Below are 12,575 nucleotides of genomic sequence, written 5' to 3'. Positions count from 1 at the left end.
GGAAATGGTGAGAAAAGGGCAGAGCGAGCCGGAGGTTGGCCCGGACCCGCGCTGCCAAGGCCAGCCCCTGGGAATTGGGGCTGGGCCGGGGAAACCCCTATTCGCAGGTCCAGCTGTAGCGGGTGAAGTCATAGTCGAAGGACTGCATCGGCACGGCCTTGAAGCCGGTCAGGCATTTGTCCATCGCATGCTGCACGTTCTGGGTCAGCAGGAAGACGTCGGATTGCATCTCGACGAGCTTCTTCTGAAGCTCCTTGTAGTATTCCGCCTGCTTGGCGACATCGCCGGTGGCGCGCGCATCATCGACCAGCTTGTCGATGGCGGGATCATTGACCCACTCCATCGACATCCATGTACCGGCCGATTTCGAATGGTACTGGCTGTAGAACATCGAATCCGGCGACGGATAGGTCGGGCCGAAGAAGATCTGGTTGACGGCAGGCGTCGTCTCGACCTTGCCCGATATCTCGGTGACCCGATTCCAGGGATCAGCCTGCTGGGTGACCTTGAAGCCGATCTGCTCAAGATTGGCCTGCATCAGCAGGCTTATCTCTTCCTCGAACTTGGTGCCCGCGACATAGCCGAGTGTGATATCGATCGGCTGGCCGGCATATTTGGATTTCGCGACTTCGGCCTTTGCCGCTTCAAGGTCGTAGACAGGCGCTGTCAGGCTCGAATCGTAGAATTCGGCAAAACCCGACGGCAACGGCCCGTTCATGTCGCCACCGGGGAAAATGACTTCCTTGATGGTCTTGTAGTCCGTGGCGAGTGCGATGGCGCGGCGGATATGCACGTCGTCGGTCGGCGCGATCTTCGAATTGAGCTTGAGATAAAAGGCTGTCGTTGTCGGTTCGGTCACGACGTTAAAACGGCCCATCGCTTCCAATGCCTTGTAGGTCTCGGGCGACTGATACTGGCTGGTCATGCTCAATTCACCGGAGGCTGCGAGTGATCGCACCGTCGCCTCGTCGTTGGTGATGATCCATCGCACTTCGTCGATCGGGCCTTTGCCGAAACCCTTGTAGTAGTCCTTATCGCGGACAACAGTCATCTTGGCGCCGCGATCCCATTCCTTGAGCGTATAAGCGCCGGCACCGGCGACATTGGTCGCGAAATAAGTCTGCCCGTCATCCGTGCCTTCATTGGCCTTGGCGACCTTGGAATTGACGATGAAGATTGCCGGAACCGCGGTCAGGAACGGCGAGAAGGTCTTGGAGAGCGTGAACTTGACCGTCTTGTCGTCGACCGCCGTCACCGAACCCGGCTTGAGGATATCGAGGAACAGTGTCGCCGGTCCCTGATTGATCTTCAGCAGGCGATCGACGGAATAGACGACATCGGCCGACGTTACCGGCGTGCCGTCGGAGAACTTCGCGTCGGCGCGGAGCTTGAAGGTCACTTCCCTGGCATCGGCCGATACCGTCCAGCTCTCGGCCAGTTCGGGTATCAAGCTGCCCTTGGAATCGACGCTGATCAGGCCGTCATAGAGGTTCACGGCGGCCATGTAGTCGGTATAGTCGGAAATCTTGGCCGGATCGATCGTGCCGAAAATCTGCACGGTGTTCATCGTCACGACCGTTTCGGCCCGGGCCGAGGTAAGGCCGGCACTGCCGGCGATAAGAGCCGCGACCGCGGTGGATGCGAAAATCCTGAGCTTGCTCATGCTGTCTCCCAGTTGAAAAAACGAGTTCCCGGTGCGTCCCTTTTGGCAGGGCCGTCATTGTGGATTGCCTGGATGGCGGCGTTGCCTCTCCAAGTGCCAATAAGAATGCACAGCGTTTTGGCATGTGACAACGCGATGAAAGTCTAGGTTTTTGTCTAAATGGTCTAGGTTTTGTGATTTTCGCCGGATAGGTCGAGCTTGACTAAGCTAGCTTTGACGGCATCAGCCGACAATTCCCGCCGCACGTGCGGTGCTGATCGCCTCCTGCCGCGAGCGGCAGCCGAGCTTGCGATAGACATTTCCGAGATGGAATTTCACCGTCGCCTCGCTGACCCCCAGCATGCCTGCGATCGATTTGTTCGCCGCGCCCTCGGAGATCATCACCAGGATCTTGTTCTCGCGCCGCGACAGCTCGCTGCGGATGCCCGATGCGGTGCCGAGATGGCCACTGTCCCTGAGCTTGCGAATCACCTGCCGGGCCGACGAGGAGGCGGACAGGAATTCGCTGATCCGCTTGTTGTCCATCAGTTCGGCGAGAAAGACCTTCTCCTCGGCGAGTGGTGCGATCGATCCAAGCCGCGCCGCATCCTCGAATATCCTGAGCAGCAGTGCCCGCGCGCGGGTCAGGTCCTGGTTGCGCTTGTGGACATAGGCCAGCCAGATGCCGACGCCCATGCGTTGCCGGTCGGTGATGTTGAGATTGGCAAGCGCATGCGTCAGCATCGGTTCCAGGCTAGGCAGGTCGGGCTGCTCATGCAGGATCTGGCGCAGCCAGACCAGCGACAGGCCAATATCGTCACGGTCGGACAAATGCTCGAGCCGCGCGGGATCGGCGAGGATCGACGCGCGATCGATCGGCAGGGCCATATCCTTCAAGCGCGTCGCGGCCTCCGTCCAGCGGTTGGCGTTCTGCAGGATCACCGCCTCCCTTATGCTGACCATGGTCTGGAACTGGCGATTGGAAGTCTGGTAGACGCGCCAGCGGTCCAAAAAGCCGCGTGCCGCCAGCAGCGAAAAATGTGTCGCCATGGCCTGGCTGCCATAGAGCAGGGTGAACTCCATCAGGCTCGGCCAGATTTCGCCATGCGAGAAATCGTCGATCTCGGTGTTGAGAAAGCGCGCCAAGGGTTCGGCCCTGCCGCCTTCATATTCGATGCAGGCTTCGAGCAGCATCTGCAGCCGCACATCGTTCGGCGTCTCGAACGGCACCTCGTCGAGATATTTCGCCGCCCGGCCCGCATGTTTTCTGGCGGCCAGCGTGTCGCCCTTGATCAGCCCGATCATCGCCTGGTGCAGGCTGATGTAAAAGCAGAGCATCGGCGCTTTTGCGGCCTCGTAGTGATTCATCGCCCGCTGCGCGGCCTCCTCCGCCTCCGCGAACCTGCGCTGCCTGATGTAGAATTCCAGCACGGAATTGTACAAGCTGCCGCGAAACAGATGCGCATCGGAGGGGAACTCGGCGGCGAGGCTGAAAAGGCTCGTAAGGGTCTCCTCGGTGAAGCGATAGTCCTCGTAAATCAGCATGAGGAAACGGAATTCGCGGAACTCCCTGGAAAAGACCGAACGAGGGCCGAAAACGGCATCGAGATCGTCGGCGAGATCGCCGAAGCGATCGATCAAAAGCCGTCGTGCCCTGGAAATATCGCCTCGCTTGCACGACTGCAGCGCGAGCGACAGAACCAACAGCTCGCTTTGATGCGCGTAGCTCGAAGGGAAACCGGCGAGCACCCGGTCGAACGCCGCCGGGCCGTGGTAATAGATGAAGAACAGACCGCCCGCCCTGTTGAACTGCTGGTAGGCATTGTCCATGAACCCGGCATCCTGGAAGGTCGTGATCGCATCGACCACCCGCCCATGCGCGGCATAGGCTTCCGCGATCGCCTTGGCGCCAGCGGGCGTGGTGATACGCTTGCCGATCGAGGTGTGGATCGCCTGTTCGAGATCCGCCGCCCATGTCCGGACATTCAGTTCGAGCCGCTGGCCCGCATCCGGCAGAGCGAACGGCAGGAGGAGGCTTTCCTGCCGGGCCGGCACCTTGCCGCCTGCCATCAGGTGACGGAGGTCGACAAGTTCCTCTGGCGAGACGTGATCGAGCAACTCGTGCTCGATGAACTCCGCCATATCGGTAATGCGCCCGGAATTGAATGCAGCGAGCGGCCACCCGCCGGAACGGTTGAGGATCTCGGGTGCGCCGACCGCTCCGAAGGCAGCGGTGGCTTCGTCCTCGTCCAGCAGCAATTCCTGGGCCTCGATCCGCGCACCGAAGCCATAGGCGAAAGCGCGGGTCATGCCGGCAAGGTCGACGCCGGGACGTTTTGCGACAACGATACGCCCTTCACCGGAGAACAGACTTTCCGGCAACGGCGCCGGATTGCCGTAGGGTGGGATATCCCAGAGCGCGATGCCCTCGCCGAGCGTGGGCGGCGAATGCGAGATGTGTACGACGCTCCCCGTGGCCTCCGCGATCTGTCGCAGGAGCACGGACTTGCCCATGCCGGCCGGTGCCTCGAGCATGACCAGCGGCTCCGGCCGCGCCAGGATGCGCGCGATCAATCTCTCGCGAAAAAACCAGGTCGCTTGCGTCACGATACGGGCGGCTCCTCGGCGTGGTCGTTCCAGCGCCACTCTGCCAAAATTTTAGCCATACTAAAATTCTGTTTGACAAAGCGGCAAACTGCGTCTTTCTTTGAAGTAATACTAAAAAATCGAGGGACGCAACTTGAATGCCGAAGAGCTGAGTGAGCCTCGCGCCGATGCGCCGGCCATCGAACTGGGAGCGCACTTGCGCAAGCGGCGCAAGGAACTGAAGCTGACGCTTCAGGATGTCGCCGACCGGGCGGGCTTCTCCGTCGGTTTCATCTCCCAGATCGAACGCGGCATCACCGTGCCCTCGCTCGTCTCGCTCATTTCAGTCTGCCGCGTATTGAAGACCGATATCGGCTCCTTTTTCAAGCAACCCAAATCTGAAACGCCTGTGACGCGCCACCAGCACCGCCAGGTCTATGGCCTCGGCGGGACATCGGGAAACGTCGTGACCTACGAACGTCTCTCGGCCTCCTTTCCGGGCAACGTGCTGAGAAGCACGCTGATGCACGAGCCGCCGGGCTTCCGCAGCGAGCCGATGTCGCATGAAGGCGAGGAGATATTCTTCATCGTCGAAGGAGAGCTGACCCTTGAACTCGACGGCGAGACGATGATCCTCGAGACCGGCGACACCGCGCATTTCCCGTCCACCCGCACGCATGTGACGTGGAACCACACGGCCAGCCCGACCACCGTGCTCCATACCTGCACGATGGATGTTTTCGGCGACGGCGAACCGTCGGGCGATCCCAATACCAGCCTGGTCGTCACCAGGGCGGTCAACCGGCGCTCGGCGCCAAAAGAACTCAAAATAAGCAAGGGGAAGTCAAAATGAGGACCAGCATAAGAATGCTCGCAGCGGCCCTGCTCACGGCCGCCTCCATCCACAGTTATGCCGCGGCGGAGACCGTGCTCCGCCTCGACGAAGTCGCCGTCGGCGAACTCGATCCGGCCAAGGCCTCCGACAATGCCGACTCGATCCTGATGTTCAACGTCTATGACGCGCTCGTCATCCCCAAGCAGGGCCAGCCGGGCTACGACCCGCATCTGGCTGAAAGCTGGGTCGCCGAGGGCAAGACCTATACGTTCAAGCTCAAGCCCGACGTGAAATTCCAGAGCAGCAATCCGATGACGGCCGACGACGTCGTCTTTTCGCTCGATCGCATGAAGGCGCTGGGCCAGGGCATGTCGTACCTCTTCACCAATGTGGAGAAGGCCGAGGCCGTTGATGCCACGACCGTGAAATTCACCCTCAAGGATCCCTATTCGCCCTTCGTTTCGGCGCTGACCCGCCTGCCGATCATCGACAAGAAGCTGGTGATGGAAAATCTCGCTGCCGGCGATGGCGAGATGAAGGACTGGGGCCAGGCCTATCTCTCCACCCATGGCGCGGGCACCGGCGCCTACAAGGTCGTCTCGCACAATCCGCAGGAAGAGACCGTGATGGCCAAGAACGCGGCCTATTTCGTGCCGATCAACGCCAAGGCGCCCGATACGGTTCGATTCCGCTACGGCCTCGAAGCCGCCACCGTCCGAACCCTGATCGCCCAGGGCGAGCACGACATCTCCTCGCAATGGATGCCGCCGGAAGTGCTGAAATCGCTCGCTGCCGACGGCGCGCAACTGTTCACCGAAAAGGGTGTCGCGGAATTCTACATCAAGATCAATACGGCGAAGCCCCCCTTCGATGATATCGAATGCCGCCAGGCGATCTCCTACGCCTTCGACTACAATGCCGGCATCCAGATGGTGGCAGTTTCCGACACGGTCTCCCAAGGCAGCCCCGCGACGGGCGCCCTGCCGGTCGGCCTTCTCGGTTCGTTGCCTGCCGACCAGGCCTTTATGCGCGATCTCGACAAGGCCAAGGAACATCTCGCCAAGTGCAAATACAAGGCCGAGGACCTGAACATCGAGATTTCCTGGATCGGCGAAGTGCCGCTCGAAGAGCGTTTCGCGCTGCTGATGCAGGCCAACTTCTCCGAAATCGGCATCAAATCCGAGGTCCGCAAGGTGCCATGGGCACTGTTCACCGAACAGGTCACCAAGCCTGAAAACACGCCGAACATCAGCCAGGTGTTCGTCAACACCGTGACAGGCGATCCCGATACGCTGCTTTACGGCATGTATCACTCGAAGTCGGCCGGTACATGGATGTCGCCGGAATACCTGAAGGACGCTGAGGTGGATGCACTGCTCGACAAGGGCCGTACCGCTCCGGAGGCCGAACGCGCCAAGATTTACGAGGAGGTCAACCAGCGCCTCAAGGACCTCGCGCCATCGATCTTCGCGCAGGACCAGACCGCCGTCTACGCCGCCAGCAAGCGAGTGTCGGCGCCAGCGCTGACCGATCCGACGAAGGCGTTTGCATTGGGTGCCTTCGGCTTCAATTTCCGGCTGATGGAGATGAACGAGTAGTCTGAGGTCAAGAAAGTCCCCGCCCCAACCCCTCCCCACAAGGGGAGGGGCTTAGCCCTCGGCACCGACTCGCCCTGCCCAACGCCGAACAATAGGCAATGCCTTTGTCGCAACATATGTGAGCGGCAGCGTGGTTAGGACGGAAGCAACGAATTGGCCCCTCCCCCTTGTGGGGAGGGGTTTCGGGGCGGGGCCTTGAACCTCATCCCCAAACACCAAACACGTAACGAAAGACCCACAAATGCCGCCTCTTGTCCGCCTTCTCGCGAAGCGGCTCGGAACTTCGCTGATCGTGCTGATCGGCGTATCCCTGCTGATCTTCGCCATCGCCCGGGTCATTCCCGGCGATCCGGCGCGCATCGCGCTTGGGCCGAACGCCACGGCCGACGCGGTGGCGGCGCTCCGCGACCGGCTGCATCTCAACGACAATTTCTTCACCCAGTATGCCTATTTCCTCGGTGATCTGTTCCGCGGCGATCTCGGCATCTCGCTCTATACCAACCGACCCGTGACGACAGATATCGTCCAGTTCCTGCCGGCGACGATGGAACTGGTGATTGTCTCGGGCATCATGATGGTGGCGCTTGGCCTGCCGCTCGGCGTGCTCTCCGCGCGCTATCGCGGCACCTGGATCGATCACATCATCCGGCTCGTCACCCTGCTCGGTGTCTCCGCCCCGGGCTTCGTCTGGGCCGTCATCCTGATGCTGGTCTTCGCCTATTTCATCCGCATCTTCCCCATCGCCGGCCGCATCTCGGATAGCTACACGATCCAGACCGTCACCGGCTTCCTGATGATCGACACGCTGATCGCGGGCAATATCAAGGCCTTCGGCAATGCCGCCTGGCATATCGTGCTGCCGGCCTTCGCGCTGGCGCTATCCGGCATCGGCCAGGCCGCGCGACTGGTGCGCTCCAACATGGTCGAGACCTACGACAAGCCGTATATCGAGATGGCCGAAGCCTATGGCTTCCCGGCAAAACGCATCGCCAACCGCTATGCCTTCCGGCCGTCGCTGATCCCGTCGCTCACCATCATCGGGCTCGATTTCGCCGCCATGCTCGGCAATGCCTTCCTGGTCGAGGCGGTCTATGCTTGGCCCGGCCTCTCGCGCTACGGCGTCGCCGTCATACTGCGCAAGGATCTCAACGCCATTGTCGGCACGGTGCTGATCATCTCGGCGATGTTCCTGATCGTCAACATCATCGTCGATCTCATGGTCTCGATCATCAATCCCCGCATCCGCCTGTCGCAGAGGGCCTCGTGATGAAGACCCTCGCCATCCTCACCCGCAACCCACTGTCGCTGATCGGTCTTATCCTTGTGGCAGCCGTGGTGCTCTCCGCGCTGCTGGCGGATTTCATCACGCCCTTCCCGGCGCATGTCGGCTCGGTGGTCGACTTCACCAATTTCAACAAGCCGCCGCAATGGCCGAACATCTTCGGCACCGATCTCGTTGGCCGCGACCTCTTCACCAGGGTGATCTACGCCTACCGCATCTCGCTGATACTGGGCGTGGTGGTGCTCGCGCTCGCGGTTCCGGTCGGCGTCGCAATCGGCCTGCTGGCCGGCTATCTCGGCGGCTGGACCGAATATCTGCTGATGCGGCTGACCGACGTCTTCCTGTCGATCCCGCCGCTGGTGCTCGCCATGTCGATGATGGGCCTGCTCGCCCCGACGCTGACCAATGGCATGATCGCCGTCACCGTCATGTGGTGGCCCTGGTACACGCGGCTGGTCTACAACATCGCCCGCTCCGAGAAGGAAGAGGGCTATGTGCTGGCCGCCGAGGTGATCGGCGCGTCGAAAACCCACATCATGTTCCGCGAAATCCTGCCGAACTGCATTCCCTCCATCGTCACCAAGATGACGCTGGATTTCGGCTTCGTCATCCTGATCGCATCCTCCCTCTCCTTCCTCGGCCTCGGCGTGCAACCGCCGACGCCCGATCTCGGCTCCATGGTCGCGGAAGGCGCCAAATATCTCCCCGACAGCTGGTGGCTGACAGTCTTCCCCGGCGTAGCCATCCTCGTTGCCGTTTTCGGCTTCAACCTGATCGGCGATGCATTGCGGGAAATCCTGGGGGTCGACCAATGACCGCACCCACGCTCAAGATCGACAACCTCAAACTCGGCTTCAAGACCTTTGACGGCGTGTCCGAAGTGCTGCATGGCATCTCGCTCCACGTCCGCAAGGGCGAGCGCGTGGCGCTGGTCGGCGAATCCGGTTCCGGTAAATCGGTCACCGCCCGCATCGTGCTCGGCATGCTGCAGGCACTGAAGACCACGCGGATATCGGGTACAGTCGAATTCGAAGGCAGCGACCTCGAACGCATGGACCCCAAGGCCCGGCACGCGCTGCGCGGCACGCGGATGTCGATGATCTTCCAGGACCCGACCTCCTCGCTCAATCCCGTCTATCCGATCTTCACCCAATTCAAGGAGGTATTGACCCGCGCCAAGCCCGGCATCATCAATGTCGACGCCCGCTCCATTGCGGTTGCCGCACTCCGCGACGTCTCGATCACCGAGCCGGAACGGGTGCTCGATTCCTACGCCTTCCAGCTCTCCGGCGGCATGAACCAGCGCGTCATGATCGCCATGGCACTGGTCAACAATCCGGCACTGCTGCTCGCCGATGAACCCGGTACAGCCCTTGATGTAACCGTGCAGGCCCAGACACTGAAGCTGATGTCGGCGCTTGTCGAAAAACACCACACGTCGGTCCTGTTCATCTCGCACAATCTCGGCGTCGTGCGCGAATTCGCCGACCGCGTCTATGTCATCTACAAGGGCAATATCGTCGAACAGGGATCGACCGAGGCCCTGTTCTCCGATCCCCGGCATCCCTATACTCGCGCACTGCTCGCGGCCGTACCGCGCATCACCGGCGGAGGCATCCCCGATATCGACGACGATTCCGAACGGTTCACCGAGCCGCTGGTCGCGCATCCTGGCTTCAGCGAAAAGGAGCTGCTGGCATGAGCAAGCTTCTCTCCGTCTCAAACATCTCCAAGGAATTCTCCGTCAACGGCAGCAAGGTGCAGGCGCTCGACAATGTCTCGTTCGATGTCGAGGAAGGCGAATGCCTGGCGATCGTCGGCGAATCCGGTTCCGGCAAATCCACCATCGCCAACATCGTCCTCGGAATCTATCCCGCGACATCGGGCAGCCTGATCTTCAAGGGCAGCGAACTCCCCGCGACCCGCGCCAGGGAGCACCGCCGCGCGATTCAGCTCGTGCAGCAGAACCCGCTCTCGTCGCTCAATCCCCGCCGTTCGATCGGCGCCTCGCTGCGTCTCGCGCTCGATGTCCACGATATCGGCGACAAAGCCACGCGCGCCGAACGCACCGGAGAACTGCTGGCCGAGGTCGGCCTGCCGCCAGAATTCCGCACCCGTTCGCCATCTTCCCTTTCCGGCGGACAGCGCCAGCGCGTGGCGATTGCCCGCGCGCTGGCATGCCAATCCGAGCTTGTGGTGCTCGACGAGCCGACCTCGGCGCTCGATGTGCTGGTCCAGGCCCGGGTGCTCAAACTGCTCAATGATCTCAAGGACCGGCGCGGCCTGACCTATATCTTCATCACGCATGACCTGTCGGTCGTGCGCAATATCGCCAACCGCGTCGCCGTCTTCGAGCGCGGCAAGCTCGTCGAACTCGGTGGAACCGAGGCGATCTTCGCCAACCCCCAACACGCCTATACGCGCCGGCTGATCGGCGCAGTCCCTGTCGTCAGCCGCGAAGAAGCGGCGTTGCGCGACAGCATCATCATGGAGAATGGAAATGCCTGATTACCAGCACATGATGCTGCATGAAAAAATGAAGGAGCATGCGTGACATGAGCGGCAAAACCATCCGCGTCGCCACCGATGTCGGCGGCACATTCACCGATCTGGTCTGCTTCGAAACCGACCACGCGACCGGCAAACAGCGCATCACCACCGCGAAATCCGATACGACGCCGCCGAACTTCGAAGAAGGCGTACTCAACGTGCTGGAGAAGGGCGGCGTCGATCCCACCACGATCGATTTCCTCGCCCATGGCACAACGGTCGTTATCAACGCACTGACCGAACGCAAGGGCGTCAAGGTAGGCCTGATCACCACCGAGGGCTTTCGCGACACGCTGGAAATCGCCCGTGGCAACCGCCCGGATTTCTTCAACCTGCACTACGAAAAGCCCGCCCCCTTCGTGCCGCGCTACCTGCGCCACGAACTGCCCGGCCGGATGAACTATCACGGTCAGGAAATGCGGCCGCTCGATCTCTCCGGCCTGCCTGCCATTCTCGACATTTTCCGCGCCGATGGCGTAAAGGCCGTCGCCATTTCATTCCTGCATTCCTATGCCAATCCCTCGCACGAACAGGCAACGCTCGCGGATGTCCAGCGGCTATGGCCCGAGGTCGCGGTGGTCTCCTCCCACCAGATCACCCGCGAATGGCGCGAATATGAGCGCACCAACACCGCCGTCATGTCGGCCTATGTGCAGCCGGCTGCGCAGCGCTATCTCACGCGCCTCAACGACGGCCTGACGGCCAAGGGCTTCGACGGCAATCTCTTCATCATGCAATCGAACTGCGGCGTCGATTCGCTCGGTTCGGTGTCGCGCATCCCGATCACCATGGTCGAATCTGGCCCCGCCTCCGGCTTCTGGGGTGCCGCCGAACTCGGCAAGCTGATCGGCGAGCCCAATGTGCTGGCGCTCGACATCGGCGGCACGACGGCGAAATGCTCGCTGATCGAGAATGGCGCGGTCAAGATCATGACCGACTACTGGATCGAGCGTGACCGCAATTCGGCCGGCTATCCGATCATGGTGCCGGTCGTCGACCTGGTCGAGATCGGCAATGGCGGCGGCTCGATCGCCTGGGTCGATGATTTCGGCAAACTGCATGTCGGCCCGCAATCGGCCGGTGCCGTGCCCGGCCCGGCCGCCTACGGCCGTGGAGGCACCAAGGCCACCACCACCGACGCCAACCTCTGGCTCGGCCGCATCAACCGCGATTATTTCTGCGGCGGCGCGATCGACGCCGATATGGTGTCCGCCGAGGCTGCGCTCACCGAGGTCGCCGAGAAACTCGGCACCGATGCGGACGATATCGCGCGCGGCATCATCCGCATCGCCAACAACAACATGGTCAATGCGCTGAAGCTGGTGTCGCTCAATCGCGGCTTCGACCCGCGCGACTTCACGCTGGTTGCATTCGGCGGTGGCGGCGGCATGCATGCGGCGGCGTTGGGCGTCGAACTCGGCGTCAAGAAGGTCGTCATTCCCGCAGGCGCGTCGGTGTTCTCGGCCTGGGGCATGATGATGTCGGACCTCCGCCGCGATTATTTCGTTACCAAGCTCGCCGATCTCAAGACCGGCGCTGGCGCGGTGATCGAAGGTGTCTTCGCCGAAGTCGAAGCCCTGGCCGCCAGCCAGTTCGGCGAGGAGGACATCGAGCGCTCGAAGATCAAGTTCCTGCGCTACGGCAAGTTCCGCTACCAGAACCAGGAGCACACGACCGAGGTTCTGGTCGAGGGCACGATCAGCGATGCACGGCTGAACCAGATCGAGGCCGATTTCCACGAAACCTATGAGCGCGAATACACCTATCGCCTCAAGGCGCCGGTGGAACTGGTCGGCATTCATCTCGTCGCCTCAGCAGAAGTCGGCAAACTGACGATGAAGGAAAAGCCGCTCGGCAGCGCCGACCCCTCGCCCGCCGTCAAGGGTGAACGCAAGGTGGACTACGCGCTCGAAGGCATCCACACGGCGACTATCTATGACGGCGACAAGCTTCAGCCCGGCATGCGCCTGACCGGTCCCGCCGTGATCGAGGATTCCGGCACCACAGTGGTCATCCATCCCGGCAACCGCGTCGAGGTCGATGGCTTCGGCAATATCCACATCAACCTGCAGGGAGCGTGAC

At 61.5% G+C, this 12,575-nt stretch carries 9 protein-coding genes; 7 read left to right on the top strand and 2 right to left on the bottom strand.

From position 1 onward, the window contains the following. Window positions 1–97: 97 nt before the first annotated feature. Both ACSQ26_RS27625 and ACSQ26_RS27620 read right to left on the bottom strand, forming a co-directional pair. Window positions 98–1,663, bottom strand: a complete 1,566-nt coding sequence (locus ACSQ26_RS27625; protein WP_436014660.1) for an ABC transporter substrate-binding protein — start codon at window positions 1,661–1,663, stop codon at window positions 98–100. 222 nt (window positions 1,664–1,885) lie between these two features. Further along, window positions 1,886–4,249, bottom strand: a complete 2,364-nt coding sequence (locus ACSQ26_RS27620) for a helix-turn-helix transcriptional regulator (protein WP_436014658.1) — start codon at window positions 4,247–4,249, stop codon at window positions 1,886–1,888. Window positions 4,250–4,382: 133 nt separating this feature from the next. Between ACSQ26_RS27620 and ACSQ26_RS27615 the strand changes: the two genes are divergently transcribed. The 7 genes from ACSQ26_RS27615 (at window position 4,383) to ACSQ26_RS27585 (ending at window position 12,574) form a co-directional block, all read left to right on the top strand. Then, window positions 4,383–5,081 (top strand): helix-turn-helix domain-containing protein, encoded by a 699-nt coding sequence (locus tag ACSQ26_RS27615; RefSeq protein ID WP_436014656.1) that lies wholly within the window; start codon window positions 4,383–4,385, stop codon window positions 5,079–5,081. Further along, entirely contained in the window at window positions 5,078–6,661 is a 1,584-nt protein-coding gene (locus ACSQ26_RS27610) for an ABC transporter substrate-binding protein (RefSeq protein WP_436014654.1), read from the top strand. Before ACSQ26_RS27615 ends, ACSQ26_RS27610 begins: the two co-directional genes overlap by 4 nt. A gap of 241 nt (window positions 6,662–6,902) precedes the next feature. Then, on the top strand, window positions 6,903–7,928 hold the full coding sequence (locus ACSQ26_RS27605; protein ID WP_436014652.1) for an ABC transporter permease: 1,026 nt from the start codon (window positions 6,903–6,905) through the stop codon (window positions 7,926–7,928). After that, complete coding sequence (locus ACSQ26_RS27600) at window positions 7,928–8,758, top strand: ABC transporter permease (RefSeq protein WP_436015498.1); 831 nt, start codon at window positions 7,928–7,930, stop codon at window positions 8,756–8,758. Before ACSQ26_RS27605 ends, ACSQ26_RS27600 begins: the two co-directional genes overlap by 1 nt. Then, window positions 8,755–9,645: an ABC transporter ATP-binding protein gene (locus ACSQ26_RS27595; RefSeq protein WP_436014650.1), complete on the top strand. Its 891-nt coding sequence runs from the start codon at window positions 8,755–8,757 to the stop codon at window positions 9,643–9,645. Before ACSQ26_RS27600 ends, ACSQ26_RS27595 begins: the two co-directional genes overlap by 4 nt. Further along, window positions 9,642–10,451: an ABC transporter ATP-binding protein gene (locus tag ACSQ26_RS27590; RefSeq protein WP_436014648.1), complete on the top strand. Its 810-nt coding sequence runs from the start codon at window positions 9,642–9,644 to the stop codon at window positions 10,449–10,451. Before ACSQ26_RS27595 ends, ACSQ26_RS27590 begins: the two co-directional genes overlap by 4 nt. A gap of 47 nt (window positions 10,452–10,498) precedes the next feature. Then, window positions 10,499–12,574, top strand: coding sequence for a hydantoinase/oxoprolinase family protein (locus ACSQ26_RS27585; RefSeq protein ID WP_436014646.1), 2,076 nt, complete (start codon window positions 10,499–10,501; stop codon window positions 12,572–12,574). Window position 12,575 lies beyond the last annotated feature (1 nt).

It is taken from the genome of Rhizobium sp. LjRoot254, from assembly GCF_964254105.1.
In the GTDB taxonomy this organism is placed as follows: Bacteria; Pseudomonadota; Alphaproteobacteria; order Rhizobiales; family Rhizobiaceae; genus Rhizobium_E.
The sequence above is the reverse complement of the archived record's forward strand: the minus strand, read 5'-3'. Positions and strand labels throughout refer to the sequence as shown.